Source organism: Nocardia sp. NPDC004340 (assembly GCF_053602575.1).
In genome coordinates, this window is the sequence record NZ_JBSGDW010000004.1 from 350,909 (window position 1) to 376,126 (window position 25,218).

The following is a 25,218-nucleotide window of genomic DNA, read 5'->3' on the forward strand; positions in this document are numbered from 1 at the left end:
CCCGGAATCCGGTGCGGTCCGGCCGGATTCAGGGCACCAGCGGCCTGACCTGCTCGGCGGCGAAGCGGACGAAGCCGACCGGGTCGGGCTCGTCGCCGGTGGGTTGCAGCACGACACCGGTGGCCCCGGCCTCGGTCCACGCGATCACCGCGTCGGCGATGGCCCGGGCGTCCCCGGTGACCCCGATGCCGGGGATGGTGTCGCGGTTCTCGGCCCGCAGTTCGGCCGCCACCCGGTCGGCGGCTCCGGGCCCGGTGGCGGCGAGCAGGTACACGACGATCGGATACGGTTGCGCCGCCAGGGATTCCGGCCGGGCGGCCCGCACGATCTCGGCGGCCGTGCGGACGCCGGCGGCGGGCGTGGAGCTGGTGAGGATCACCCCGTCGGCCGCCGCACCCACCAGTTCGAGGGTGCGAGGCCCGGTCGCGGCGGCCAGGATCGGCGGCGCGGCGGCCGGTGGCCAGTCCAACGCGACATCGTCGAGCTGAACATACCTGCCCCGCACCGAGATTCGCTGCCCGTCCAGCAGGGCCCGCAGTGTCTCGAGGTATTCGCGCAGCAGCGTGATCGGCGAGGCGACCCGCGCCCCCACCTGCCCCATCCAGTCCTGCACCCCGTGCCCCACGCCCCAGATCCCACGCCCGGGGAACATCCGTTCCAGCGTGGCCAGCTCCATGGCGGTGATCGCGACATTGCGCAGCGGCACCGGCAGCACCCCGACGCCGATCCGCACCCGCTCGCTCCAGGCCAGTGCGGCCGCGGCGGTGGCGATCCCGCCCTCGAGGAAGCAGTCCTCCCACAGCCACAGTTCTTCGAGCCCCGACGCGTCGGCCGCCCGCACCACCTCCCGCAGCCGCTCCGGCGGTTGCTGCGGACGGAACACCACTCCCAGCGTCGTCATCCCCCATGCCTACCACGCGGACGGCGGAAACGACTGCGGCCCGGCCCCATTCGAGGGACCGGGCCGCGGGGAAGTTCCGCTCAGCCGAAGTGGCAGACGTAGTGGACCGGCTCCACGACCTCGATGACGAAGCTGGAGTTGCCCGGGACGGAGAAGGACTCGCCGCCCTTGTAGGCGACGGCCTCGGTCTCACCGGCGAGGGTGACGTTGCACTGGCCCTCGAGCAGCTCCATGATCTCCGGCGCGCCCGTGTTGAAGGTCAGGGTGGCGGGGAGGATGACACCGACCGACTTGCTGGTGCCGTCGGCCAGCTCGATGTTGTGGCTCACACACTTGCCATCGAAGTAGACGTTGGCGCGCTTGGTGACGGTGACATTCTCGAACTTCATGCTGCTACGGAGTCCTTCGCTCGGGTGGGGATCCGCCCTGGCGGGCGGTCCGGTTCGCGCCGATCGTACCGGTGACCTCCGGGCAATCGTTCAATCGGGCAGGGCGGCGGCGCCGGCGTCGGCCAGCGCGTCCAGGGCCGCGACGGCCAGCGCCCGGCCCTGCTCGATGATCGGGGCGGCGCGATGGAAATCCATGGTGCCGCAGATGTTCTGCGGCACCGAGATCACCAGGTCGGGCGGGTGAGCGGCGAGATGCTGGCGGGTGATGGAGGCCAGCATCAGGTCGATGGCCCGCTGCGCGACGTCGGTGGCGCGCACACTGCTCAGGGCGGGCGGTTGCTCCTCGACGGGAGCCTCCGGGGCGCGGCCGAGCCGTTGCGCGGAGGCCCGCCACCACTGGGTGAACCAGTTGGTCCGCGGTTGCGCCCGGTCGTAGGCGGGGTCGGGCGGACCGGACAGGTCGACCCCGATGAGCAGATCCGCCTGCCCCAGCGCCATGGTGGCGACCACCGGCAGCGGATCGAGGACGCCCCCGTCGACGAGGACGTGGCCGTCCCGCAGCACCGGGGTGATGAAGCCGGGGATGGCGATCGAGGCGCGGATGGCGGCGTCGAGTTCGCCGTGGCGGAACCAGGTCGAGCGGCCGGTCGTGATGTCGGTGGCGACCGCGATGTAGGGAATCGGGAGCTGCTCGATACACAGTTCGCCGAGCATCTCCCGGATCCGGTCCAGGATCTTCCCCGCCCGGATCACGCCGGGCTCACTGAACGCCGGATCCAGCAGGCGCGCCACCTCGAACTGGCCGAGAGTCGTTGCCCAGGAGGTGAATTCGTCGAGCTTGCCCGCCGCGTACAGTCCGCCGACCAGCGCGCCCATCGACGACCCCGCCACCCCGGTGATCTCGTAGCCGCGTTCCCGCAGCTCCGCGATGACGCCGATGTGCGCGTATCCGCGTGCCCCGCCGCTGCCCAGGGCGAGGGCCACCCGTTTGCCGGTCGGGATCGCGCCACCCAGCGGCAGCGCACCGCCGATCGACGCGGTGCTGCTCGTCGGAACCGAATCGCTCGTCGGCACCGAGTCACGCGTCGCCATGGACTTCTCCCGTCTCGACGGCGACCGGACCGACCGGTGCCGACTGCTCGGGCCGCCAGCGCCGCAGCAGGTAGATCCCCAGGGCGCAGCCCGCGGTGATCCCCAGCGCCGCGTAGGCGGGCACGGGTTCGTGCGGTACCTGCGGCAGTCGATACCAGTGCGGCGAATAGCCGATCCGCCCGAACGGCCTGCCGCGCAACGCGACCGCCGCCGACGGGACGAACAGCACCGACAGCGCGACCACCGCGCTCGTCGCGCGCCGCGGCAGCGCGGACCCGAGATTGCCGCCGCCCACCAGGCTGACGGCCACCACACCCAGCACCGCCCAGGCCGCGTTCGCGACCCCGGTCAGCGCGAGCAGCGCCGCCACGGCCGCCAGCACCGCCGACGCCGCGATCGCGACATAGGGGCGCGGCCGCAGCCAGGCCACCAGCAGTCCCGCCGCGACCGCCACGTCGATCAGCAGATTCGCCCAGCCCGGACGCGGCACGGTGACCACCGCCGAGGCCGCGGCGCAGAAGGCCACCAGCAACAGCACCAGCACCCCGTCGCGGCCGGGCAGGATCAGCGCGGCCACGAACGCCCCGACGATCACCAGCGCGACACCCGCGACGACCACCACGACCCGATCACCGCTCTCGGCGAGCCAGCGCGAGGCCCGGGCCAGCGTGAACACCGCGACGGCTCCGGACAGGATCGGGGCCAGCGAGAAGTCCGGTCCCTCACCGGGCATCGGCCTGACGTGACCGCGCGCCGGAAGGTTTGCCGCCACCAGCGCCAGCGCCACCAGGATCAGCCACACCGGCGGTGCGCCGCCGAACACGCGGTCCAGGGTGCTCGACCACCGGTCCTCGTCCGGCGGCTGGGCGAGATCCCCGAAGATCACCGAGCTCAGGCAGCCGAACAGATACGCGCCGCCCGCCAGGGACGGCCTCCACACCACGGGCGCGAGGCAGCCGATGATGACACCGGCGCACAGGGCGTCGACGTAGTTGACGGTGGTCAGCGAATCCATGCCGACCCCGGACATGCCCACGTGATTGACCAGGATGCCCAGCAGCGCGACCGCGACCGCGTACCAGGCCGCGCGGCTGCTGCCGATGCTCACCACCGCGGCCGCGCAGATCACCGCGACCATGGCGCCGGACTCCATGGCCAGCGGCACGCTGCGCACCATGAGGTCGACCTTCTGGGGTGCGGAGGTGAACCAGCCGTAGCTGACGGGCATCATGATCGCCAGCCCGGCCGTCGCGGTGGCGGCGTAGACCGCCGCGAACCGCACCAGCGCCCGCCACTCCACCATGTCCTTGACGGTACGGCGCTCAGCGAACAGCCCGCAATCACGACTCGCGGACGCGCCGGTCCGGATCGGGGGCGCTATCGTTCACCTATGTCTGCTGCAACTGAGAATGTTCGCGTAGATAGTGAGTTCGCGCCCCTGCGGACCGTGGTGGTCTCCCAGAGCGAATTCCGCGCTCCGGACAATACCGAGCTACTCGGCCACGCGATGCCGGTGGAACCGGCCGCGGTGGGCATCCTCGACGTGGTCTGGGGCAAGACCTTCGGCGAGGTGTACCCCGACAAACAACGCGCGTGGGAGGCCGAACGCGACGAGCTCGCCGCCGTCCTGGAACGCCACGGCGTGGAGGTGCTGCGCCCGCGCCTGTTCACCGCCGCCGAGAAGGCGGCCGCCGGACCCGGGGGCTACGCCAACTTCTTCGTCCGCGATCCGTGGTTCACGGTGGGCGAGAACGTGATCGAGGGCGTACTCCAGTTCCCGCACCGCCGCCGCGAGGTGCTGCCCAGCCGCGACCTGCTGCTGGCGCGCGTGATGCCCGCCGCCGCGCACTACGTCTCGCTGCCGCAGCCGGGCATCGGCCATCCGGGACCCGGTCCGTTCCTCGAGGGCGGCGATGTCCTGGTCCTCGGCAAACAGGTCTTCGTCGGCCTGTCCGGGATGGCGAGCAACGCCCTCGGCTACCACTGGCTCGCGAAATACCTTCGCCCCCAGGGCTTCACCGTCACCCCGGTCCGCATGCCCGAGCACGTCCTGCACCTGGACTGCGCTCTGGGCCTGGTCCGCGAGGGGCTGCTCATCGCCTGCCCCGACCGACTCCCCGACGGACTGCCCGCGGCGCTGCGCGACTGGGAGCGCATCGACGTCACCGAGGACGAGGCGGCCGCCATGGCCACCAACGGCCTGCCCATCGACAGCGAAACCTACATCACCGACCCGCAATTCGACCGCGTCGGCACCCAGCTCAAGGAGCGCGGCATCACCGTCGAGTACATCGACTTCTCGGTGTCGCGGCTGTTCGGCGGCGCGTTCCGGTGCTCCACCCAGCCGCTGCTGCGCGCCGAATGACCGCTCCCCCACCCCGTTTCGGGGTGGAGGGACGTCAGGCGGCGGAGGTCACGCGGTAGACGTCGTAGACGCCTTCCACATTGCGGACCACATTGAGCAGGTGCCCGAGGTGCTTCGGGTCGCCCATCTCGAAGGTGAACTTGGAGATGGCGACCCGGTCACCGGAGGTGGTGACCGCGGCCGAGAGGATATTGACCTTCTCGTCGGCGAGCACCTTGGTGACGTCGGAGAGCAGGCGGGTGCGGTCGAGGGCCTCGATCTGGATGGCGACCAGGAAGACCGACGACGGCGACGGCGCCCACTTGACCTCGATGATGCGTTCGGGCTCCGCGCGCAGCGAGTCGGCATTGGTGCAGTCGGTGCGGTGCACGCTGACCGCGCCGCCGCGGGTCACGAAGCCCATGATCTCGTCGCCGGGCACCGGGGTGCAGCACTTGGCCAGCTTGGAGACGGTGCCGGGCGCGCCCGGGATCTCCACGCCCGCGTCACCGGTCGTGCGCTGGCGGGCGGGCACCGTGGACGGCGTGGACCGCTCGGCCAGTTCGTTCTCGACATCGCTGACGCCGCCGAGCTGGGCCATGAGCCGCTGCACCACGTGGTGCGCGGACACCTGGTTCTCGCCGACGGCCGCGTACAGCGCGGAGATGTCGGTGTAGTGCAGTTCGTGGGCGAGGGCGCTCATGGCGTCCACGCTCATCAGACGCTGCAGCGGCAGGCCCGAGCGACGGACCTCCTTGCTGATGGCGTCCTTGCCCGCCTCGAGGGCCTCCTCGCGGCGTTCCTTGGCGAACCACTGCCGGATCTTGGCCTTGGCGCGCGGGGACACCACGAAGTTCGACCAGTCCCGCGAGGGGCCGGCGTTCTGGGCCTTGGAGGTGAAGATCTCGACGACCTCACCGTTCTCCAGCTGCCGTTCCAGCGCGACCAGGCGGCCGTTGACGCGCGCGCCGATGCAGCGGTGCCCGACCTCGGTGTGCACCGCGTAGGCGAAGTCGACCGGGGTCGACTTCTGCGGCAGCGTGATCACGTCGCCCTTGGGGGTGAACACGAAGATCTCCGGCGACTTCAGGTCGAAGCGCAGCGACTCCAGGAATTCGGCCGGGTCGGCCGCCTCCCGCTGCCAGTCGAGCAGCTGACGCATCCACGCCATGTCGTCGACTTCGGTGGAGTCGTTGGAGTGCTTGCCCTTGGTCTCCTTGTACCGCCAGTGCGCGGCGATGCCGAACTCGGCGGTCCGGTGCATGTCCTGGGTGCGGATCTGCACTTCCAGCGGCTTGCCGTCGGGGCCGACCACGGTGGTGTGCAGCGACTGGTAGACGCCGTAGCGCGGCTGGGCGATGTAGTCCTTGAACCGCCCGGCCATGGGCTGCCACAGCGAGTGCACGACGCCGACCGCGGCGTAGCAGTCGCGCACCTCGTCGCAGAGGATGCGGATGCCGACCAGGTCGTGGATGTCGTCGAAGTCCTTCCCCTTGACGATCATCTTCTGGTAGATCGACCAGTAGTGCTTGGGGCGGCCCTCGACGACGGCCGTGATCCGGCTCGAGGCCAGCGTGTTGACGATCTCGGCGCGCACCTTGGCCAGGTAGGTGTCACGCGAAGGCGCGCGGTCGGCGACCAGGCGCACGATCTCGTCGTACTTCTTGGGGTGCAGTATCGCGAACGCGAGGTCCTCGAGCTCCCACTTGACCGTGGCCATACCGAGGCGGTGGGCCAGCGGCGCGATCACCTCGAGGGTTTCGCGGGCCTTCTTGGCCTGCTTCTCCGGCGGCAGGAAGCGCATGGTGCGCATGTTGTGCAGCCGGTCGGCGACCTTGATCACCAGCACGCGAGGGTCGCGGGCCATGGCGATGATCATCTTGCGGATGGTCTCGGCCTCGGCGGCGGCGCCCAGGTTGACCTTGTCCAGCTTGGTGACGCCGTCGACCAGGTGGGCGACCTCGGTGCCGAATTCGGCGGTCAGCTCGTCGAGCGAGTACCCGGTGTCCTCGACGGTGTCGTGCAGCAGGGCGGCCACCAGGGTGGTGGTGTCCATGCCCAGCTCGGCCAGGATGTTGGCGACCGCGAGCGGATGGGTGATGTACGGGTCGCCGGACTTCCGGAACTGGTGCTGGTGCTTCTCGTCGGCGACGTCGAAAGCCCGTTGCAGCAGAGCCAGATTCGCCTTCGGGTACAGCTCGCGGTGCACGCTGGCGAGCGGTTCCAGTACCGGCTTGACCGCCGCGATGCCGCGCTGCCCGGTCATCCGGCGGGCCAGGCGGGCGCGGACGCGGCGGGAGGCGGAAGTGGGGACGGCGGTGGTGTTGCGGGCGGCGGCCGCGGACTGTGCGTTGGCCGCCGGGGTGGCGGATCCTTCCTCGGGCGATTGCCCCGAGTTCGCCTTCTCCAGATGCTGTGTCATGCCACCTCCGCTCGCGGCCTCGAAAGGAAAACCATATCGGACCGTTCAACCACCCAGATCATCCACTTTAGTCCTGGAATCGGATCACGACCGGGGCAGCGTCCACCGCCGGTGCCAACCGCTCCGGAGCGATGAACGATACCCGTCCTGCTCACTGTTCGCTCGGACTCGCCTCGAGCCCGTCGCGGGTCAGTTCCAGCCGTCGTGTCACCCCGATGCCGGCCAGGAATCGCGGGTCGTGGCTGACCACCACGAGCGCGCCCTGGAAGCTCGCCAGCGCCTCGGTGAGATGGGCGAGGCTGGGCAGATCCAGGTTGTTGGTCGGCTCGTCGAGCAGCAGCAATTTCGGCGCCGGTTCGGCCAGCAGCAGCATGGCCAGCGCCGCCCGCAGCCGCTCCCCGCCCGAGAGCGCCCCGGCCGCGACGTCGGCGTCGGCGCCGCGGAACAGGAACCGGGCCAGCTGGGCGCGGATCCGCTCGGGTGCGGCGTGCGGCGCGGTGGCCGCGACGTTCTCGAACACGGTCTTCGATTCGTCGAAGACGTCGAGGCGTTGCGGCAGCATGCGCCACGGCACGGCCGGGCCCGCCTCCTGAATGCGGTGCAGCAGCGTGGTTTTGCCGATGCCGTTGCGTCCGGTGAGCGCGATGCGTTCGGGCCCGGTGATTTTCAGGGTCACGGTGGGTCCGCACGCCAGTCGCGCCTCGGTCAGGTCGAGGACGTCCTGGCCCGGGTAGAGCCGGGTGCCGGGCAGATCGACGCGGATCTCGCGGTCGTCGCGCAGCCGGTCCTGCATGTCGGTCAGATGATCCTTGGCCTCCTCGACCTTGCCGATGTGGTTGTTGCGCAGCTTGCCCGCCGCCACCTGGGCCTGGCGTTTGCGCTCGCCCATGACGATCTTGGGTTCACGTTTCTGGTCCCACATCTTCTGCCCGTACCGCTGGCGGCGGTCGAGTTTGATGCGGGCTTCGACGAGTTCGCGCGACTGCTTGCGGACATCGCTGCGCGCCTCCCGGACGGCCGCGCGGGCGGTTTCCTGTTCGGCGTCGACGATCCGTTGGTAGTCGGTGAAGTTGCCGCCGAAGAGCCGCACCTCGCCGTGCCGTAGTTCGGCGATGGTGGTGACCCGGTCCAGCAGTTCGCGGTCGTGGCTGACGGTGAGCACGGTGCCGGGGAACTGGCCGACGACCTCGTAGAGCCGCTCGCGCGCCACCCGGTCGAGGTTGTTGGTCGGTTCGTCCAGCAGCAGCACATCGGGTTCGCGCAGCAGTTCGGCCACCAGGCCGAGCAGCACGGTCTCCCCGCCGGACAGGGTGTCCAGGCGGCGGTCCAGGTGCGCGACATCACCTGCGACGTAATGCAATCCGAGCCGACCCAGCAACGCGACGGCTCGTTCCTCGATGTCCCAGGCCGTGCCGACGGTCTCGAAGTCGGTGTCGTCGCCGGTCCCGGATTCGATGCGGTGCAACGCCTTCCGGATCTCCGACAGCTCGAGCACCTCGTCCACCCGCTGTCCTGCGGCGAGTCCGAGATCCTGACGCAGGTACCCGCACCGCCCCGGCATGGTCACCGAGCCGCGCTGGGCGCGCAATTCCCCGGTGAGCAGGCGGAACAGGGTCGATTTCCCCGCGCCGTTGGTGCCGACCAGGCCGACGTGACCCGGTCCGAACTGGGCGTCGAGTCCGTCGAACACGGGGGTGCCGTCCGGCCACGCGAAGGTGAGATCGGAAACAGAAATAACAGGCATAGACATACGGGTCTCCCGAGAGTGAGCGAATGCGGCGCGCGATTGCGGGCCACTCGGCGATCACCTCAGAAGATCAACGGCATGTCTCCGATCAGACGGGAATGAGAACCGAACTACGGTAACGGAGATCAACAGACCGGGGCAAGAACATATTTCGTGAGCCGAGTCTCAGCGCACGTCAACGCGCCGTGACGCGCAGATACCCGAGCGCCGCCAGCGCCAGCGCGGCGGCCACGCCGAACATGACCGTCACGCCGTGCCCCAGGGTGACCCCGCCCAGCACGCTCCCCGCCCCGATGCCGAGGTAGATGCAGGAGGCGTTCAAGGCCACCACCAGCCCGGATTCCGCGGGCGCGGCGGCGAGGAGCCGGTGCTGTTGCGCGGGCGTCTGACACCAGGTCGCCGCGCCCCAGCCGAGCGCCAGCACACCGACGAGCACGGGAAGCCGGGCACCGGTCGATGCCAGCACGGCCATGACGCCGAGGGAGACGGCCATCAGCGCATATCCGGAGGTGAGCACCGGGACGGGTCCGAACCGATCGGTGGCGTAGCCCGACGACAGATTGCCCGCGATCGCTCCGACCCCGTACAGGCCGAGCACCCACGCGGTGTCCGATGCCCCGATTCCCAAGGCCCCCAGGGCCGGAACCGCGTACGCGTACACGGTGTAGGCCGCGCCCATGCCGAGCACGGTGAGCGGCAGCACGGCCGCCACGGATCGATCGCGCAGCACCGCCAGCCGAGTCGCCAACGGCACCACCGGATTTCCGGGCAGCGCGGGCACCCACGCCGCGACTCCCGCCGCGGCGACCGCGCACACGACCCCGACGCCGATCAACGCCGACCGCCACCCCATCCGCTCGGCCAGCAGGTCACCGAGCGGCACGCCGAGCGCGGTCGCCACGGTCAGCCCGCCGACCACGACGGCCAGCGCACGCGCGCGGGCCCGCGGCGGAACGAGCGCCGAGGCCACCGCCGCCGCGTTCGGGGTGAAGGCGGCAGCCCCGAGCGCGGCCACGATCCGGGTGGCCAGCAGGATCCAGAACGCCGGCGCCAGCGCCGAGCCGAGGTTGGCCAGGGCGAGCACCAGCAGCGCCGACACCAGCAGGGTCCGGCGCGGCAGCCGCGCGGTGAGCGTCGCCAGCACCGGCGATCCGAGCGCGTAGGTGGCGGCGAAGACCGTCACCGCCAGTCCCGCACTCGCGAGCGAAACCCCCAGCGTCCCGGCCACATCCGGCAGGAATCCGGCCAGAATGAACGAGTCGGTGCCGACGGCGAACGTGCCCAGCGCCAGAATCCCCGTGCGCCGCAGCCCGTTCCGACCGGCGACGGGCGCAGGTGCGGTCGAACCAGCCTTAACCGGGATACTCATCATCCCGAATCTCCTTCCGAAAAAACCCGGCGTGGGCCGGGTCGGTTCTCGCGGGCGAAACGACCGGTCAGCCGGTCACGTTCTCGTAGAAGCGGCGCGTGTACTTCGAGGCATTGGCGGGCGTCCCGGCCATCACGTCGGCCACGGTCTGCGCCGTCAGCTCCCGCCGCCAGGCCAGTTCCGCCCGCCCCATGGCCGCGGCGATGCCGCACGGTTTGGCGAATTCCTCGCTCCCCCGCGCGGCGCCCGCGCCACGACGGCGAATCTCGGTGCATCGGAAGGCTGCCGTACGCCCTTCGACGGCGGCGACGACGTCCATCAGGGTGATGCGTTCGGGCGCCCGCGCCAGCCGGTATCCCCCGCGCGCTCCGGGAGTGGACTCGAGGATCCCTTCCCGCACGAGCGGTTGGAGCCGCTTCTTCAGGTACTCCGGCGGGAGTTCGAAGATCTCGGCGAGCCGGGCGGTGGCGATCGGCGCGTGGTCGTCGAGCCAGCCCAGGGCCACACAGCAGTGCAGCCCCCATTCGACGCCTTCACCCATCAACATGAATAGGGATACTACATGTCCCGATACCCCGGGCCAACCCCGTTCAGCCGGCGATGCGGCACGCCTTCATGCCATTGGCGAGGGGCACCTCGCCGACCTTGCCGCCGGCTTCGGCGTGCAGCATGCGGCCGCCACCGGTGTAGATGCCGACGTCGGAGGGTCCCCGCGGCCCGAACGACCCGAACACCAGGTCGCCGGGCTTGGCCGACAGCAACGGCACCTCGACGCCCTGCTCCCACTGCTGTTCGGCGGTCCGCGCCAGGGTGATGGTGCTGCCGCTGCCCGCGAACACCGCGGCCGCGGTCAATCCGGCCTGGTCGAAGCCGCCGTCACTGGGCCCGCCGGGGCCGCCGCCGCCGAACACGTACGGCGTCCCGATCCACTGCTCACCGGCGGCCACGATCTGCGGGCCGAGATCGGCGTGCGGGTCGGCCTGGAACCGGCCCTCACTGCCGAGGCTGCGGAACCCGGGTTCGGCGGCGAGGATGCGCGCCACGTACGGCCGGGTCTCGGTGTAGTGCCGCGAGATCTGGTTGGGCATGCCGCCCGAGGACAGGACCGCGCCCTCACCGGCGTTGTAGGCGGCGACGGTGAGCGCGGTCAGGTCACCGGACACCTTCCCGGCGGCCATCCAGCCCTCGATGGTCTTGGCGATGGCGCACATGTAGCGCCCCTGCCCGATGATGGCGTCGGCCGGGTCCAGCACGCTGGCATAGCCTTTGCCGTCCGCGTCGATGACGTAGGGCTGTCCGTCGGGGGCGAGGGCGCGGGCGGTGCCGGGCATGAACTGGGCGATGCCCTGCGCGCCGTCCGGGGAGACGGCGTCGGTACGGAACCCGGATTCGGCCTGCCCCTGCGCGGCCAGCAGCGACGCGCCGATCTCCGGGCACAGCGAACCCGCGCGCCGGTACCAGATCTCGAGTTCGGCGGGCACCTTCCCGGAGGCGAGATTGCCGCCCGCGGTGCCGAATCCGTTCTCGCAGTACGGCCCCGAGGGCGCGGGGATGCTGCCGCCGGCCAGCCACGGCATCGGGTCGACCTGGCGGCCGCCGGTCATGCGCCCACCGGGGACCAGCTCGAAATGCAGGTGCGGGCCCGAGGATTCGCCATTGCTGCCGACGTCGGCGATGTGGCGGCCCATCTGCACGATGTCGCCGGTGCGCACGAAGATGCCGTTCTCGTACATGTGCCCGTACACCGTGGAGTAGCGGCGGCCGCTCTCGTCGAGGGAGTCGATGACCACCCAGTCGCCGAAGCCCGAGGCCGCGCCCGAGGCCACCACCAGACCGTCGGCCGCGGCGTAGATGGGGGTGCCCGCGGCGGCCGCCATGTCCACGCCCAGGTGCGCGCCACCGCGCGCCCCGAAGGTGTCGGAGATGGTGAATGTGCCTGCGGCGAGCGGATATTGGTGGCGCCCCGCGCCGGTGAGGCTGCCCGCCTCGTTCACCCGGCCGGGCGCGGCGGCCATGGAGGCGTTGGCGGGGGCGAGCACGGTCGAGGTGGGGGCCGCGTCCTTGACGGTGACCAGTACCCGGTCCAGGCGGTTGCGGGCCGCGTCGCCGCGATCGCCCAGCGGAGTCCACTGGATGCCGGCGGCCGCGCCGGGAGTCCAGCTGCGCTGCTTCCAGATCAGGTAGTCGACGTGGAAGGCGGCGGCGTTCTCCTGGAGGAACGACACGATGGCGTCGCCCTTGCCGGAATCGCCGCCGACGATGAATTCCACGGCGCGCCCGGCCTTCAGGTCCGGGGTGGCGTCGTCGTCGACCACGCCGCGCATATCCATCATCCCGAAGCGGGCCACCGTGCAGCGCAGGACACGCAGCGCGCCCTCCTGCAGCCCCGCCTCGACCGGCGAACCGGTGGACGGGCAGCTGGGTTCGGTGCGCGCGGAGGTGAGCGCGGGGATGGCGGGCGATCCAGGGCCGCAACTGGTCTCACTGGCGGGCAGGATGATGACGAGCAGCAGCGTCATCATCCCCAATATCAGGCAGATCGCCCCACCCACGAGGTATTTGGGCCTCACGCCCGAAAGCTCCCGGCCGCCGCGCTGATCACTCGGACATCATGCCATGGCGGACACGCGGTTTCACGGACCTGCGCGACTGTCACACCTGGCGTGCGTGTCTCTGTTGACAGAACCTGCGTGTCTGTTTCGACCCGCATACCGCGGGCATCCCTGGGGTATGCCGTACGTCGCCCGCAATGAAGTCCACGCCGCTCGCATCATCAGCGGCGTCGGCGCGTTGTTCGCCCTCATCGAGGGCGTCTACATCCTGATGCTGGTCCTCAATGCCGACCAGTCCAACAAGTTCTTCGTCTTCATCAAGGGGCTCGCCGAACCACTCGCCTTGTTCTTCCCGGGGCTGTTCCACACCGGGAGCGTCGACTTCGACATCATCCTGGACTACGGCCTGGCCGCCATCTTCTGGCTGGTGGTCAGCGGATTCGTGGCTCGCATCATCGCCCGCTGACCGAGCGGACGATGATGCGCGACCGGAGAGAGCAGGTCAGAGCTTGACGATGGAGGTCACCGGGTAATCCCCCTGGCGCTCACGGCCGTTGAGGAAACCGAGCTCGAGCACCACCGCCGCCGCGGTCACCTCGGCGCCGGCGGCGATGAACAGTTCGGCCGCCGCGGCGAGGGTTCCGCCGGTGGCGAGCACATCGTCGAGCAGCAGCACCTTGCGGCCCTTCAGATCGATGCCGTCGGCGGGGATCTCCAGTGCGGCCGAACCGTATTCGAGGGTGTACTCGCGGGAGATGACCGGCGGCGGCAGCTTGCCCGCCTTGCGGACCGCGACCACGCCGGTGCCGAGGATGGCGGCAACGCCCGCGCCCAGTAGGAAGCCGCGCGCGTCGACACCGGCGACCAGGTCGGCGTCGGGGGCGCAGGAGGCGAAGCAGTCGAGCACGGCGCGGAAGCCCGCGGAATCGGCGAACACCGGGGTCAGGTCGGCGAAACGCACGCCCGGCGTCGGGAAGTCATCGTGCCAGCGGGTCAGCCGCCGCACCGCTTCCTCGGCCCGGGCGGCCCGCTCCCCCACCAGTTCGGCCGTATCCAGCATCTCGTGCTTGCTCATCTACACCCACTCCTCGTTCACCACGCCGGTCCGGCACAACTACCGTTTCAGTACCCAGCGATCCATATTCCAGCCCGCGCCCGCCTTCGTGGCGCTGGCGATCCCGTTCTCCATGCCGTTGCCGAACCCGATGGTGCGGGGGGAGGCGAACAGCGGAATCGACGGCATCTCGCTCCAGAGCAGGTTCTCCTGCTCATTGAGCAGATTCAGCACGGCTGTCGAGTTGTCCTCCGCCGCAAGCTGATCCGCGATGGCATCGTAGCGGCCGTTGCCGAACCGCCCGAAATTCAGGCCCGCGCCGGTGCGTAGCGCGGCGATGGCGTCGGTCGCGGCGAGCGTGCCGGAGGGGCCCGGCATGGCGGCGGTGCCGCCCAGGATCGCGTCGACCTTGCCCTCGGTGAGCTGCGCGGCGGTGAAATCCGGTGCGCCCGCGTCGATCACGTTCACCCCGGCGGCCTTGCAGGCGTCGGCGATGGCGGCGACCATGGCGGCGCGGCGCTCGTCGGGCTTGACGTAGCCGATCCGCACGGTCTGGTTCGCCACGCTCGAGGACGCGGCGGCCTGGGCGGCGGTGCCGTCGCCCTTGTACTTGTCGCCCGCGCCCGAGATCGACTGGTAGTAGACCGAATCCTGTTGCACGGTCCGCGAATTCAGCGGCCCGGCGCCCGGGCCGATCTTCACGGTGTAGTCCGGGTGCCCGAACTTCTCGAACAGCGCCTGCCGCGGCACGCAGGAGGCGAAGCCGCGCCGCGCGTCCGTACGGTCGAACACGCCACCGGTGGCGAGCACCAGCTGCTCGACGCCGCGACCGGGCAGATTCTGGCTGTGGAAGCTGCCCAGGCCCACGTCACCCAGCGATCCCGCGCCCACGTCCAGCACACCGATCGAATTGTCCGACACCTTGGACTTCAGGTCCGAGTGCCGGTCCCAGACCACGATGCGTCCGGTCCGGGGCTGGTTGCCCCACCACTTCTCGTTCTTCACCAGGACCAGGCCGTCCTTGTCGGTGAAGGAGTCGATCCGGTACGGGCCCGACGACGGCAGCACCGTGGCGTCCACCTTGCCGGGGGTGAGCTTCCAGCCGTTGTTCCAGAAGTCGGCGACCCGCTCCAGGGTGGGCTGGTCGCCGGTCTGCACCGGGGTCACCACGTTCGGGATCTTCACCTGGGTGGCGACCACGTGCGCGGGCATCAGCTCGGCGGCGTTGAACAGCGTCTTCCACGCCGAATAGTGCTTGCCCGGGCGGAACAGCACGGTGGCGTCCTTGGACCCGGGCTGGCAGTCGACGCGTTCGATATCGCGGTAGCCGTCGGTGCTCGCCGCCTCGAACATCGGGACCGGGCCGCCCGGAGCGGGCTTGGTGAACCGCCCGCTGCGCGCGGCCCAGGTCAGCACCAGGTCGTCGCAGGAGGTGGGGATGCCGTCGGAATAGACGCCCTCCGGGTTGAGCCGGTACTGGATGGTCTGGGACTCGCCCGGCACCTCCTTGGCGGTGCCGGTGTCGGTGTCGGCCACCGGCTGCCCGTCGGGTCCGGTGTAGAAGAACCCGGTCAGCACCCGCGAGAACACCGCGGTCGCACCGCTGTTCGCGCCGAGCGCACTGCCGCCGTTGTAGGTGGCGACGACCGCGTCCACGCCGTACCCGATGGAGGGCACCTGGTTCTTACCCGCGCAGCCCGCCAGCGCGCCGGCGGCGAGCGTGCCCGCCATCAGCGCGACGACGGTCCGGCGCACAGTCGTGTCGACGGCGGTCCGGCGCACAATCTTCTGGTCTTGCTTCACCCGCGAAACCCCCTGTGCGCCTAGTGCCGTCGCTGCTGTCGTTTCCCACTCGGCCGGGCGCCCGGACGCGGCGCCCGGGTGACCTGGCTACGCGGCCCGTGCTCGCGCGCGGCGCCGTTGGCGTCCGAGCCGCGACCGGCGACGCCGGCCCGCTCGGCTGCCGCCACGCCCACGCGGGCGCGGCTGCCGCCCGCACGGCGGTTGAGCACCTTCTTGGTGTGCGCTGCGACCGGACCCCAGGTCTCCTTGAGCGACACCAGGATCGGGACGGCGAAGAAGATCGACGAGTAACCACCGACGATCATGCCGACCAGCTGCACCAGCGCCAGGTCCTTGAGCGTGCCGACGCCCAGCAACCACACCGCGATCACCAGCATGCCGATGATCGGCAGGATGCCGATGACGGTGGTGTTGATCGATCGCATCAGGGTCTGGTTGGCGGCGAGGTTCGCCTTCTCCGCGTACGTGTGCTTGGTCAGGTGCAGCACACCGCTGGTGTTCTCCTCGACCTTGTCGAAGACGACCACGTTGTCGTAGAGCACGTAGCCCAGAATCGTGAGCAGACCGATCACCGCCGCGGGCGTCACCTCGAATCCGACCAGCGAGTAGATGCCCGCGGTCACGATGAGGTTGAACAACAGCGAGGCGATGGCCGCGAACGACATGTCTCGTTCGAAGCGGATCGCGATATAGAGCATCGTCAATCCGACGAACACCACCAGCGCGAGCAAGGCCTTGTGGGTGACCTGGCCACCCCAGGTCTCACTGATCTCGGCCACGCTGATCGCGTTGCGGTTGGGTTGTCCGCTGGAGTCCTTCGGCTGGAACGAGTCGTACAGCGCGTTCTGCAGCTTGTCGGCCTGCTCGGCGTTCAGCGAATCCGAACGGATCTGGATGGTCGACGAGGAGCCCGAGCCCACCTTCTGCACGGTCACCGGGTCGTGGCCGAGCGCGGACCGGTAGACATCCTCCACCTTGGAGGTGGTGACGCTGTCCGAGGCGGGCAGCTGGATGCGCGAACCACCGGCGAAGTCGATGCCCAGGGTGAACCCCTTGAACACCATGCTGGCCATCGCGATCGCGATCAGCGCGGCGGCGATGCCGTAGTACACCTTGCGCTTGCCGACGATCTCGAAACCGCCGGTGCCGGTGTAGAGCCGCTCGAACAGGCTGTGCCGCTTGTCCGCGGGCGTCGCCTCGTAGTCGAGCTCGGAGTCGGAATCCACCACGATGGGTGAGGACTTGGCCATGATCACGCCTCCTTCACCAGAACGCCGGCGGTGGCCTTGCGTTCCTGTGCCAGCTCTGCAATTGCACCCAGACCGTTCACCGACGGCTTCGCCCAGAACGGCGACCTCGAGACCAGCATCATCAGCGGCGCGGTCACCAGGTACAGGACGATGACGTCGAGGACGGTGGTGACACCGAGGGTGAAGGCGAAGCCCTTCACCTGACCCGCGGCCAGCAGGTACAGCACCGCGGAGGCGATCAGCGAGACCGTCTTACCCGAGAGGTTGGTGCGCTGGGCGCGCTGCCAACCGCGCGGCACCGCCGAGCGGAAGCTGCGGCCCTCGCGCATCTGGTCCTTGATGCGTTCGAAGAACACGACGAACGAGTCGGCCGTCATACCGATACCGATGATCAGACCCGCGATACCGGCCAGGTCGAGGGTGAACCCGATCCAGCGGCCCAGCAACACGATCAGCGCGTACACCGCGACACCCGCCGCGAGCAGCGAGAAACCGGCCAGGAAGCCGAGCATGCGGTAGTAGAGCAGGCAGTACAGCAGCACCGCCACCAGGCCGATCGCGCCCGCGATCAGGCCCGCGTGCAGCGAGGACATGCCCAGCGTCGCGGAGACCGTCTCGGCCTCGGAGGTGGTGAACGACAGCGGCAGCGAACCGTACTTCAGGGAGTTCGCCAGCTCCTTGGCGGTGGTGGCGGTGAAGTTGCCGCTGATCTGGGTGCTGCCGCCGAACTGGTTGCCGGACTCGACTCGCGGCGCGCTGACCACCTTGGTGTCCAGCGCGAAGGCCAGCTGCTTGTTCAGGTACTCGTTGGTCAGCTTGCCCCAGGCGTCCGAACCGCTCGACTTGAACTCGACGTCGACGACCCAGCGGCCCTGACGCGAATCCAGCTGTCCGGTCGCGTTCTTGATCTCCTGGCCGTCCAGCTTGGACTTGTCGAGGAGGTAGACCTCGGTGCCGTCACTGCTGCACGCGACCAGCGGCAGGTTCGGATCGTCGTTGCCCTGCAGCGGATCCGGCTTGGTGCAGTCCATGGTGGCCATGGCCTGCAGCTGCGCGGCCTGATCGGTGCTCTGGCGCAACGCCTTCGCGGCCGCGATCTCCTGCTGCGACTGCTGCGGGCTCGGCGCCGGAGTCGGCGACGGGGTGGTCGGGGCCTGCGCCGGGAACACCCGGTTCTGCGGGACCGTCGCCTCGGTGGTCGCCGCCGCCGACGTGGTGGGCGCGGACGAGGTGGTCTCGGGCGTCACGGTGCTGGGCGCTGCCGGGGCGGTGGTCGGGGCGCCCGCGGGCGGCTGCTGCGGCTGAGTCTGCTTGCCGACCTGCGGCGCGGTCACATTGAGCACCGGGCGCACGTACAGCTTGGCGGTGGTGGCCAGCGACTTCGCCTGCGCACCGTCCTCGCCGGGGACCGTGATCACCAGGTTGTCACCCTCGATGACGACCTCGGAGCCGGCGACGCCGAGTCCGTTGACGCGCTTCTCGATGATGTCCTGGGCCTTCTTCAGGCTGTCCTGGCTGGGCTTGCCGCCGTCCGGGGTGCGAGCCGTCAGGGTGACCCGGGTGCCGCCCTGCAGGTCGATGCCGAGCTTCGGGGTGTGGACTTTGTCGCCGGTGAAGAAGATCAGGCCGAACATCAAAGCCACCAGCGCGGCGTAGACGCCGAGCAGGCGCAATGGATGCGCCGTTCCCTGTGAAGGTGGCACAGTACTTATCTCCTAGGCGGGATCGAGGGTGGAACTAGCGGGTACACACCGCAGCGCCACCGGCCGCCGGTGTACGTCGAGTACAGCCCGGAGCGGCCGATGGCGCCGGATGTGTTCAGTCCTTGGTCAGCCGCGGCGTGTCGTCGGCGGCTTCGGCGGTGGCGTCCTCGGCCGCGGCGGCGCCGTTGGCCGAGGCGGTGGTGCCGTCGGCCGCGGGGGTGGCGGCGGTGTCGTCGTCGGCGGCCGTGTCGTCGGCCTCCTCGTCGTTGCGCACCTCGAGCACCGACTTGCGCAGCCAGGTGGTGACGACATCTTCGGCGATCTCCAGATCGACGGTGGCGTCATCGAGTTCGACCACGGTGCCGAACAGACCCGACGTGGTGACCACCCGGTCGCCGACCTTCAGGGCGTCCTGCATGTCGGTCACCTTCGCCATCTCCCGCTTCTGGCGGCGTACGCCGAGGAACATCGGGATGAGCAGGGCAACCAGCAGCAGCGGCAGCAGAAGGTCCATCGTCGAAGTCAGCTCCTGGTCAGTGGTCAGACGGTTGTTTCCCGACAGTCTGCCAGTAATCCCTGAGAGAACGCGCGCCGACCTGTCCCGGAGTCCACCCGTTTTCGCCCAGGGCTGATTCCCCGGGCCACGCGGTCGGCCCCCGACAGTGCCGACCGCGCAGTCTCACTCAGGCGGGCCGCTGTCCGTAGCTGTAGTCGTCCAGGGGGAAGCCGGCCGCTTCGCGGTGAGCGTTCAGGGTGCTTGTCGGGCGCAGCAGGGCGGCCTCGCCGTGCTGGTTGAAGTAGTAGCTGCGCGCGGTCGAGCACTGGCCGCCGTAGAAGACCGAGGAGCCGAGCTTGTCGGTGACGCGGTCCAGGAATTCGGCGTTGGCGCGCTCGGTGACCTCGAAGACCTGCTCGCCGCGGCGGAACATCTCCCCGAACAGGCGCGTCATGTGTTTCATCTGCGCCTCGATGGTGGTGAAGTACGACAGGCCGCTGTAGGAGTATGGGCTGTTGAGGCTGACGAAGTTGGGGAACTTCGGCACCGTGATGCCCTCGTAGGCCTGGAAACGGTTGTCGCGCCAGAACTTTCCGAGGTTCACCCCGTCGCGGCCGACGATCTCGATGGCCGGGAAGTTGACGTCCCACAGGTTGAATCCGGTGGCCAGGATGAGGGTGTCGACCTCGGTCTTGTGGCCGTCGGCGGTGACGATGCCGTCGGGCTCGATGCGCTCGATGGAGTTGGTCTCCAGGCGCACGTGCGGCTCGTTGAAGGTCTTGAAGTACAGGTTCGAGAAGGTGGGCCGCTTGCAGCCGAAATCGTAGTCCGGCGTGAGCTTCTCGCGGGTCCGCTTGTCGCGGACCTGGGTGCGCAGGTGGGCCTTGGCGAGCAGTCCGGCGGCCTTGTTGAGCGGCTTGGCCTGCTTGAAGTGCAGTACGCCGACCACCATGAGCGCCTCCAGCATGGAGGTGTTGATCAGGCGGGCGGCCTTCTGGGTGGCCGGAACGCGCGCGAACAGCTTCTGCACCGACGGCGGGATGGGGGCGTCGACCTTGGGCACCACCCAGATCGGGGTGCGCTGGAAGACGGTGAGCGCCCGCGCCTTCTTGGCGACCTCGGGGATCAACTGCACGGCGGTGGCGCCGGTGCCGATGATGGCGGCCTTGGTGCCGGTGAGGTCGAAGCCGTCTTCCCAGGCGGTGGTGTGGATGATCTTGCCCTCGAACGTGTCGATGCCCGGGAACGGCGGGGTGTAGGGCTGCGACAGGAAGCCGGTGGCGGCCATCAGGTAACGCGCGGTGAGGGATTCACCGTTCTCGACCGCCACCACCCAGTGCTGATGCTCGGCGTCCCAGCGGGCGCCGCCCACGGTGGCGCCGAAGCGCATGCGCCGGCGCAGGTCGTACTTGTCGGCGACGTGTTCGGCGTACTTCTTGAGCTCCGAGCCCGGTGCGAACAGCCGTGACCAGTTCGGGTTGGGTTCGAAGGAGTACGAGTAGGTGACCGAGGCGATGTCCACCGCCAGGCCCGGATAGTGATTGACATGCCAGGTGCCGCCGAGGTCGTCCTCGCGCTCGAGGATGAGGAAATTGCCCAGGCCGAGCCGATCCAGCTCGATCCCCGCACCCATACCGCCGAAACCCGCCCCGACCACGATGGCGTCGTACTGAGGTGCCACGCCGAACCTCCCGCTGAGCTGTGCGTTCTACGAAAAATGATTCATCTGTCACGGAATGACATCTCATTCCGTTTGTGATCACCGTATCATCGGCCTGGTGACGAAGCCATCCTCGAGAATCGAACGACGCAAGGCCGAACTCCGCCGGGAGATCATCGACACGGCGTTCGCGTGTTTCGCCGAGAAGGGCTACCACGCCACCGGCATCGCCGATATCGCCGCCGAGCTCGGCATCGGGCACGGCACCTTCTACCGGTACTTCGAGAACAAGCGCGACATCATCGACCACGTCATCGACGACCTGGCCGCGCGGATCATCGAAGCGCTGGGCACCGACAACGCCCCCGACGCGGCCGACAGCCTCGAGGAGTACCGGGCGCAGGTGGACCGGATCGGCGACGCGCTCAACCGGATCTTCCTGGAGGACCGGCGGGTGGCGCAGCTACTGCTGTTCCAGGCCACCGGCATCGACTCCGAATTGACCGAGCGGCTCTACGGCCTGCTCGACACCGCCGACGCCTTGACCGCCGGATACCTCGAGCACGGGGTCGAACACGGTTATCTGCGTGCGGATCTCGACACCGTGAACACCGCGCGCGCGGTCACCGGCATGCTGCTGGCCGCCATCGTGCACGGCATCCGCACCCCCGATCCGCGGGCGGTGGACGATCTCAGCCACGCCATCCGAGCGCTGCTCATCGACGGCGTGCGCAAGCACTGAGGCGGCGATCCGGCAGGCGCTGAAAACCGTGTACAAACAGACCCGTATGTCCGGTGCGGCCGGATCCGCAAGGGGCGGAAGTAATTCGGACACGAAGCTCTTGGCACAATGGCCCGAGTGACCCCCGAGGACGTCCGCCGCCGCCGGTTCGGCCCCGCACCGCACGGGCCGCACGGCTACCACCCCGCCCAGGTGGACGCCTTCTGCGCGCGCATCGCCGACACCATGGCGGGCCACGACCATCTGACCGTCGCCGATATCCGGCTCGTCGAATTCGACGGTCCCCCACCCGGGCAACCCGGTTACGACATCGAACAGGTCGACGATTTCCTCGACCGGCTGTGCATGGAACTGGAGTACCTACGCCTGGGCCGGACCCACCAGCCTGTGAGCCGCACCCACGACCAGCTCACCCCCGAGGACGTCCTGCAGATCCAATTCTCCACTCCCCCTTACGGTTTCCGCGGCTATCGAGCCGAGGAAGTAGGGGTGTTCCTGGACCGCCTGGCCGCCACCCTCGCCCATCACGGCCCCAACGGCCTGACCGCGGACGAGGTCCGGGCCATCACCTTCCACCTCGCGCCCATCGGCGATCCCGCCTATCACCTCGACGAGGTCGACGCCTTCCTGGACCTGGTGGTCCGACAGCTCGAAGGAGTGTGTGCGGAGCCGCACCAGCCCCGCACACACTCCTGACTGCTTCCTGACCGCTCTCCGCAGGCGGCCGGCTCGAATTCAGCCCTGCTGTTTGAGTCCTCGTGCGGGATCGATGAATTCATTGGTGACCAGGGTGGTCGCCGTCAGGCCGTCGGGGACCTCGCGGCCCCGGGACTTCAGCAGCGGGGTGACCTGGGCGATGGCCCGGGTGACACGGTCGAGGTCGAAATTGCCGAGGGTGTTGCCGGGGCCGTTGGCGACGATCTTCTCCTTCAGCTGCACCTTGACCGAGTCCGTATTGCCCGCGGCGGACATGGGCGGGCCGTCGGGGATGGTCTGGGCGATGTGGAGCAGGGCCTGGTTGGTGGGTTCGGGGTCGGTGACGTAGTCGATCTCGGCCTGCTGCAGCAGCGGTACGAGTTTCTGCAGGCACGGGCGGAGATTGTCGAGTTCGCCGCTGCGGACCGACCAGGCGTGGGGGTAGCTCTCGTAGCCGGCGTCGGCGACCAGGAGGTGGCCGGTGGCCTTCTGCCAGCCCTTGACGTCGTGTTCCCAGCGGTAGGGCTCGTTGGAGACGTAGCCCTGCTGCATGACGCGGCCGTGTTCGGCGACGAAGCGGCTGGGGGTGCCGTCGTAGGAGGCGTCGGCCTGTTCCTTCTTCACGTCACCGTGGGCGATCAGGTAGTCCATGTAGATCTTGCCCTCGGAGTACAGGATCGGGGCGTTGGTGCCGGGCACGTCCTTCCACGAATTGACCGTGTAGGTGGCCGGATCCCACATGACGATCTGCGGGTTCTTCTGCAGGGAGGCGAAGACGCCGGTGAGCGGGAACTTGGCGGCGGCGCGGACCTGCTCGTCGGTGGGGACCAGGCCGAGGGTGATGGAGGTGTCCTGGTACATCTGGGCGGGCACCGGCTGCCCACCCAGGAACGGACCGCCCAGTCGCACTTCGACATTCACGCCGGTGTCGCCGAGCGGGCCGGAGTAGGCGCCCTTCTTGGCGTCGACGGTGCCGTTCGGGCCGACCAACTGGTAGGCGGCGGCGCGTTCGGGCGTCGCGAACCAGTCCGTCTGGATGACCACGGTGGCCGGACAGACCCCGGCCAGCGCGCCCTGCCCGGTGGGCTTGGGGGTGGTGGCTCCCCCACCGCAGGCGGCGGTGAGCAGGACACTGCCGGTGAGGGCGGCAGCGGCGAGGACACGATTCTTCACGAGCATTCCTAGGGGTCGATACGTTTGCCGTGCGCGCGGTCGACGCGTCCGGCGAGGAAGTCGAAGATCCAGAACAGGATCAGCCCGACGAGGGAGGACAGCAGCAGTGCGGTGAGCAGTTCCTCGGTGGCCAGCCGCTGCCGGTAGACGTCGATCATGCGACCGATGCCCGGATTGCCCTGGCGGAAGAAGAAATCCGCGACGATGGAGCCGATGACCGCCATGCCCGCGGAGATCTTGAAGCCGGAGATCATGGCCGGGAGGGCGGCGGGGAGCTGGAGTTTCAGCAGGCGCTGCCGGCGATTGGCGCCGTGCAACGTGAACAGGTCCTGCTCGGAGGGTTGCACCGATTTCAGGCCGAACAGCGTATTGGTGATGACCGGGAACAGCGACACCATGACGCAGACGATCACCCGGCTGCCGAACTCGTAGCCGAACCAGAATCCGAACAGCGGCACCACGGCCAGCACCGGAATGGTCTGCAGGATCACGGCGTACGGGTAGAGGGAGTATTCGGCCCAGCGGGCTTGGCTCATGATCACCGCGAAGGCGACGCCGAGCACGATGGCGATGGTGAGGCCGACCAGCGCGATCTGCACGGTCGCTGCGAGCGCGGTGAGGATCTCGGTGCGGGTAGCCGTGTCCAGGAGTCCCTTGGAGACCACGGCTTCCGGTGGCGGCAACAGGAATCGGGATTCCTCGGCGATCAGGAAGTGACCGGCGATGGACCACGCGGACATGACCAGGACGAACACGACGACGGGTGCGATGACCCGGATCGGCGCGATCGCGAAGGGCCAGCGTGGTTTCCGCAGGAGCTGCCGCCACATCGGGGTGCGTGGTTCGCCGCTGGTGGTGGCGTCCGGTACGACGATTCCGCTGTCCGCGGCCGCGGCGGTCACGCGGCCCGCCCCAGCGGCTGGGCGGTGCCTCGTTCGGCCTCGTGGAGCGCCGCGGACACCTCGGCCGCGATGGCCCCGAACTCGGGCGTGTATCGCAGTTCTGGTGAGCGCGGAAAGTCCAGGGGCACCGCGATATCGGCCGCCACCCGGCCGGGCCGACCGGTCAGCACGACGACCCGGGTGGACATGAACACCGCTTCGGCGACCGAGTGGGTGACGAATACCCCGGTGAAGCCCGAGCGCCGGTACAGGCCGCTCACTTCCTCGTTGAGGCGTTGCCGCGTGATCTCGTCGAGCGCGCCGAACGGTTCGTCGAACAGGAACAGTTCCGGAGCACCGGTCAGGGCGCGGGCGATCGAGGTGCGCATGCGCATGCCGCCGGACAGCTGCGCGGGCTTGTGGTTCTCGAAGCCCGAGAGCCCGACCAGTTCCAGGGCTTCCCGGGCCGTGGCCCGCCGGGTGGCCTTGTCCACGCCCGCGAGTTCCGCGGGCAGTTCGACATTGCGCAGGACCGACCGCCACGGCAGCAGGGTCGCTTCTTGGAAGACATAGCCGAGCTTGCCGTCGGCGACGGAAATGGTTCCGGCGGTGGGCTTCTCGAATCCGGCCGCGAGCCGCAGCAGGGTGGACTTGCCGCAGCCGGAGGGGCCGACCAGGGAGACGAATTCCCCGGGCCGGATGGCGATATCGATGCCGTCGAGCGCGTGGGTGCCGTTCTCGAAGGTCAGGCCGACATGATGAAAGGCCAAGGCCGGATCGGTGTATACGGTGCCGGCGGCGGCGGTGGCATTCCCGCTCGCGGAGGCGTCCGTATTCCCGTCCGGGCCTTGGCCTTTGACGGTGGTGGAGGCGGTGGTGCGCATGTCCACATTTCTATCGGCGGCTCGTTGCCGAATGCGGTCCAGGCGATTACACCCTTGTTT

The 25,218-nt window shown here is 69.2% G+C and carries 22 protein-coding genes; 4 read left to right on the forward strand and 18 right to left on the reverse strand.

Annotation, left to right across the window (positions count from 1 at the left end; genetic code table 11):
- Positions 1-28: 28 nt before the first annotated feature.
- The 4 genes from ACWEOI_RS18200 to ACWEOI_RS18215 form a co-directional block, all read right to left on the reverse strand.
- On the reverse strand, positions 29-901 hold the full coding sequence (locus tag ACWEOI_RS18200) for an LLM class flavin-dependent oxidoreductase (RefSeq protein WP_452360322.1): 873 nt from the start codon (positions 899-901) through the stop codon (positions 29-31).
- Positions 902-981: 80 nt separating this feature from the next.
- Complete coding sequence (gene ppnP, locus ACWEOI_RS18205) at positions 982-1,290, reverse strand: pyrimidine/purine nucleoside phosphorylase (RefSeq protein WP_357288183.1); 309 nt, start codon at positions 1,288-1,290, stop codon at positions 982-984.
- Positions 1,291-1,380: 90 nt separating this feature from the next.
- Positions 1,381-2,382, reverse strand: coding sequence for a patatin-like phospholipase family protein (locus ACWEOI_RS18210; RefSeq protein WP_452360323.1), 1,002 nt, complete (start codon positions 2,380-2,382; stop codon positions 1,381-1,383).
- A complete protein-coding gene (locus ACWEOI_RS18215) occupies positions 2,369-3,685 on the reverse strand; it encodes a hypothetical protein (RefSeq protein ID WP_452360324.1) in 1,317 nt (438 codons plus the stop codon). The genes ACWEOI_RS18210 and ACWEOI_RS18215 overlap by 14 nt, the downstream gene beginning before the upstream one ends.
- Positions 3,686-3,772: 87 nt before the next feature.
- Between ACWEOI_RS18215 and ACWEOI_RS18220 the strand changes: the two genes are divergently transcribed.
- On the forward strand, positions 3,773-4,747 hold the full coding sequence (locus tag ACWEOI_RS18220; RefSeq protein WP_452360325.1) for a dimethylarginine dimethylaminohydrolase family protein: 975 nt from the start codon (positions 3,773-3,775) through the stop codon (positions 4,745-4,747).
- A 34-nt stretch (positions 4,748-4,781) separates the two neighbouring features.
- Here the strand turns inward: ACWEOI_RS18220 and ACWEOI_RS18225 are convergent, their stop codons facing one another.
- The 5 genes from ACWEOI_RS18225 to ACWEOI_RS18245 form a co-directional block, all read right to left on the reverse strand.
- The gene (locus ACWEOI_RS18225; protein WP_357083575.1) at positions 4,782-7,148 is read right to left on the reverse strand and encodes a RelA/SpoT family protein; all 2,367 of its coding nucleotides are present in this window, start codon (positions 7,146-7,148) and stop codon (positions 4,782-4,784) included.
- 151 nt (positions 7,149-7,299) lie between these two features.
- Entirely contained in the window at positions 7,300-8,898 is a 1,599-nt protein-coding gene (locus ACWEOI_RS18230; protein WP_452360326.1) for an ABC-F family ATP-binding cassette domain-containing protein, read from the reverse strand.
- Between the two features lie 172 nt (positions 8,899-9,070).
- On the reverse strand, positions 9,071-10,264 hold the full coding sequence (locus tag ACWEOI_RS18235; RefSeq protein WP_452360327.1) for an MFS transporter: 1,194 nt from the start codon (positions 10,262-10,264) through the stop codon (positions 9,071-9,073).
- A 67-nt stretch (positions 10,265-10,331) separates the two neighbouring features.
- Positions 10,332-10,811, reverse strand: a complete 480-nt coding sequence (locus tag ACWEOI_RS18240) for an Rrf2 family transcriptional regulator (RefSeq protein ID WP_433672704.1) — start codon at positions 10,809-10,811, stop codon at positions 10,332-10,334.
- A 43-nt stretch (positions 10,812-10,854) separates the two neighbouring features.
- The gene (locus tag ACWEOI_RS18245; RefSeq protein ID WP_452360328.1) at positions 10,855-12,783 is read right to left on the reverse strand and encodes a peptidoglycan DD-metalloendopeptidase family protein; all 1,929 of its coding nucleotides are present in this window, start codon (positions 12,781-12,783) and stop codon (positions 10,855-10,857) included.
- Positions 12,784-12,994: 211 nt separating this feature from the next.
- On the opposite strand from ACWEOI_RS18245, the gene ACWEOI_RS18250 reads away from it, so the two are divergent.
- Positions 12,995-13,282: a hypothetical protein gene (locus ACWEOI_RS18250; protein ID WP_379274760.1), complete on the forward strand. Its 288-nt coding sequence runs from the start codon at positions 12,995-12,997 to the stop codon at positions 13,280-13,282.
- Between the two features lie 36 nt (positions 13,283-13,318).
- Here the strand turns inward: ACWEOI_RS18250 and ACWEOI_RS18255 are convergent, their stop codons facing one another.
- The 6 genes from ACWEOI_RS18255 to ACWEOI_RS18280 all read right to left on the reverse strand — a co-directional run bounded on the left by ACWEOI_RS18255 (position 13,319) and on the right by ACWEOI_RS18280 (position 20,803).
- Complete coding sequence (locus ACWEOI_RS18255; RefSeq protein WP_433672702.1) at positions 13,319-13,891, reverse strand: adenine phosphoribosyltransferase; 573 nt, start codon at positions 13,889-13,891, stop codon at positions 13,319-13,321.
- Positions 13,892-13,930: 39 nt separating this feature from the next.
- On the reverse strand, positions 13,931-15,601 hold the full coding sequence (locus ACWEOI_RS18260; protein ID WP_452360648.1) for an ABC transporter substrate-binding protein: 1,671 nt from the start codon (positions 15,599-15,601) through the stop codon (positions 13,931-13,933).
- 92 nt (positions 15,602-15,693) lie between these two features.
- A complete protein-coding gene (gene secF / locus ACWEOI_RS18265; RefSeq protein WP_433672701.1) occupies positions 15,694-16,923 on the reverse strand; it encodes a protein translocase subunit SecF in 1,230 nt (409 codons plus the stop codon).
- A 2-nt stretch (positions 16,924-16,925) separates the two neighbouring features.
- Positions 16,926-18,626: a protein translocase subunit SecD gene (gene secD, locus ACWEOI_RS18270; RefSeq protein WP_433672700.1), complete on the reverse strand. Its 1,701-nt coding sequence runs from the start codon at positions 18,624-18,626 to the stop codon at positions 16,926-16,928.
- A 115-nt stretch (positions 18,627-18,741) separates the two neighbouring features.
- Positions 18,742-19,140, reverse strand: a complete 399-nt coding sequence (yajC, locus tag ACWEOI_RS18275; RefSeq protein WP_452360329.1) for a preprotein translocase subunit YajC — start codon at positions 19,138-19,140, stop codon at positions 18,742-18,744.
- A gap of 169 nt (positions 19,141-19,309) precedes the next feature.
- Positions 19,310-20,803 (reverse strand): flavin-containing monooxygenase, encoded by a 1,494-nt coding sequence (locus ACWEOI_RS18280; RefSeq protein WP_452360330.1) that lies wholly within the window; start codon positions 20,801-20,803, stop codon positions 19,310-19,312.
- Between the two features lie 55 nt (positions 20,804-20,858).
- Here ACWEOI_RS18280 and ACWEOI_RS18285 point away from each other — a divergent pair, with 55 nt between their 5' ends.
- Both ACWEOI_RS18285 and ACWEOI_RS18290 read left to right on the forward strand, forming a co-directional pair.
- Positions 20,859-21,524: a TetR/AcrR family transcriptional regulator gene (locus tag ACWEOI_RS18285; RefSeq protein WP_379274750.1), complete on the forward strand. Its 666-nt coding sequence runs from the start codon at positions 20,859-20,861 to the stop codon at positions 21,522-21,524.
- Between the two features lie 117 nt (positions 21,525-21,641).
- Positions 21,642-22,220: a DivIVA domain-containing protein gene (locus ACWEOI_RS18290; RefSeq protein ID WP_452360331.1), complete on the forward strand. Its 579-nt coding sequence runs from the start codon at positions 21,642-21,644 to the stop codon at positions 22,218-22,220.
- A 39-nt stretch (positions 22,221-22,259) separates the two neighbouring features.
- On the opposite strand, the gene ACWEOI_RS18295 is transcribed toward ACWEOI_RS18290, so the two are convergent.
- From ACWEOI_RS18295 to ACWEOI_RS18305, 3 genes are read right to left on the reverse strand one after another with little or no spacing between them, the layout of a single operon-like run.
- Positions 22,260-23,393: an ABC transporter substrate-binding protein gene (locus tag ACWEOI_RS18295; RefSeq protein ID WP_452360332.1), complete on the reverse strand. Its 1,134-nt coding sequence runs from the start codon at positions 23,391-23,393 to the stop codon at positions 22,260-22,262.
- A gap of 8 nt (positions 23,394-23,401) precedes the next feature.
- Positions 23,402-24,295 carry an ABC transporter permease gene (locus ACWEOI_RS18300; protein WP_452360333.1) on the reverse strand — a complete coding sequence of 298 codons (894 nt, stop codon included), beginning with the start codon at positions 24,293-24,295 and terminating at the stop codon, positions 23,402-23,404.
- On the reverse strand, positions 24,292-25,158 hold the full coding sequence (locus tag ACWEOI_RS18305; RefSeq protein WP_452360334.1) for an ABC transporter ATP-binding protein: 867 nt from the start codon (positions 25,156-25,158) through the stop codon (positions 24,292-24,294). The genes ACWEOI_RS18300 and ACWEOI_RS18305 overlap by 4 nt, the downstream gene beginning before the upstream one ends.
- Between the last annotated feature and the right edge of the window lie 60 nt (positions 25,159-25,218).

Coding starts and splice junctions, on each gene's coding strand:
- ACWEOI_RS18200 (WP_452360322.1), bottom strand. CDS start 901: ATGACGACGCTGGGAGTGGTGTTCCGTCCGCAGCAACCGCCGGAGCGG.
- ppnP (WP_357288183.1), bottom strand. CDS start 1,290: ATGAAGTTCGAGAATGTCACCGTCACCAAGCGCGCCAACGTCTACTTC.
- ACWEOI_RS18210 (WP_452360323.1), bottom strand. CDS start 2,382: ATGGCGACGCGTGACTCGGTGCCGACGAGCGATTCGGTTCCGACGAGC.
- ACWEOI_RS18215 (WP_452360324.1), bottom strand. CDS start 3,685: ATGGTGGAGTGGCGGGCGCTGGTGCGGTTCGCGGCGGTCTACGCCGCC.
- ACWEOI_RS18220 (WP_452360325.1), top strand. CDS start 3,773: ATGTCTGCTGCAACTGAGAATGTTCGCGTAGATAGTGAGTTCGCGCCC.
- ACWEOI_RS18225 (WP_357083575.1), bottom strand. CDS start 7,148: ATGACACAGCATCTGGAGAAGGCGAACTCGGGGCAATCGCCCGAGGAA.
- ACWEOI_RS18230 (WP_452360326.1), bottom strand. CDS start 8,898: ATGTCTATGCCTGTTATTTCTGTTTCCGATCTCACCTTCGCGTGGCCG.
- ACWEOI_RS18235 (WP_452360327.1), bottom strand. CDS start 10,264: ATGAGTATCCCGGTTAAGGCTGGTTCGACCGCACCTGCGCCCGTCGCC.
- ACWEOI_RS18240 (WP_433672704.1), bottom strand. CDS start 10,811: ATGTTGATGGGTGAAGGCGTCGAATGGGGGCTGCACTGCTGTGTGGCC.
- ACWEOI_RS18245 (WP_452360328.1), bottom strand. CDS start 12,783: ATGACGCTGCTGCTCGTCATCATCCTGCCCGCCAGTGAGACCAGTTGC.
- ACWEOI_RS18250 (WP_379274760.1), top strand. CDS start 12,995: ATGCCGTACGTCGCCCGCAATGAAGTCCACGCCGCTCGCATCATCAGC.
- ACWEOI_RS18255 (WP_433672702.1), bottom strand. CDS start 13,891: ATGAGCAAGCACGAGATGCTGGATACGGCCGAACTGGTGGGGGAGCGG.
- ACWEOI_RS18260 (WP_452360648.1), bottom strand. CDS start 15,601: ATGGCGGGCACGCTCGCCGCCGGCGCGCTGGCGGGCTGCGCGGGTAAG.
- secF (WP_433672701.1), bottom strand. CDS start 16,923: ATGGCCAAGTCCTCACCCATCGTGGTGGATTCCGACTCCGAGCTCGAC.
- yajC (WP_452360329.1), bottom strand. CDS start 19,140: ATGGACCTTCTGCTGCCGCTGCTGCTGGTTGCCCTGCTCATCCCGATG.
- ACWEOI_RS18285 (WP_379274750.1), top strand. CDS start 20,859: ATGACATCTCATTCCGTTTGTGATCACCGTATCATCGGCCTGGTGACG.
- ACWEOI_RS18305 (WP_452360334.1), bottom strand. CDS start 25,158: ATGCGCACCACCGCCTCCACCACCGTCAAAGGCCAAGGCCCGGACGGG.